Annotated in this window: 2 protein-coding genes; one reads left to right on the forward strand and one right to left on the reverse strand. The window is 48.1% G+C overall.

Annotation, left to right across the window (positions count from 1 at the left end; translation table 11 throughout):
- The coding region (locus AAY47_RS18055) for a hypothetical protein (RefSeq protein WP_047771677.1) at positions 1-215 on the reverse strand (215 nt) is incomplete at its 3' end.
- Between the two features lie 273 nt (positions 216-488).
- Here AAY47_RS18055 and AAY47_RS22955 point away from each other — a divergent pair.
- On the forward strand, positions 489-678 hold a 190-nt coding region (locus AAY47_RS22955), incomplete at its 3' end, for a hypothetical protein (protein ID WP_235428411.1).

Here is a 678-nt window from a genome sequence, read left to right on the forward strand (position 1 = left end):
CGCTCTTTTGATGGAGCGCCATTTACTGCCGTAATGAAGCTGCTTAATGCGTTAACCGTGCCGCGTTCCTGCTTGGTTAAACGCTGTTTGGGTTCACGGTTGCTCCAGAATGCTTCTTTCCGTTGCTTTTGTAACTGCTCCTGCGTTTGGTTAATAGCGTTATCAATGGCGCTTTCCAGTTTATCGAAATTCCCGTACTTGTAATTTTCGTACATAAAACTTCTCCGTTAATTGGCTTTGATGGTGTAGTGATCGCTACGTTGTGGCTCTATCACAGTTGCGCCTACCGTAGTCCTGATTCAGTCCCATCTGTGAATACTGACTGATTACTTTTTGGCTCAGTCACCACACCTCAAAACCAACTAGAGTTTTGAACCACACTCTCGCAGTGGTCGCGCTCATGCCCTTGAGTTCCTGTCGCATCTTTGCCGCTAATAACCGGTGTGCGTTTGGCTTTCGCACTGCTCTACCGGAGCTGCTTGTAATCTATGAACTTGACCCGTCGCTACACAGGCTCACCACACGGTGACTCAGGGCTGTGTCATTACCACAGCATTAGCGCATTGCGCTTGCGGTCTGTCCGATTTGGTTTACATAAATTCTCCTTGGTTAATTACAACGCTCTCTCTGTCAGTGATGCCCGTTCGCGCTCTTTCGAGGCTAATCTTCTCACTGACA

The organism is Xenorhabdus griffiniae, from assembly GCF_001028135.1.
GTDB classification, from domain to species: Bacteria; Pseudomonadota; Gammaproteobacteria; order Enterobacterales; family Enterobacteriaceae; genus Xenorhabdus; species Xenorhabdus bakwenae.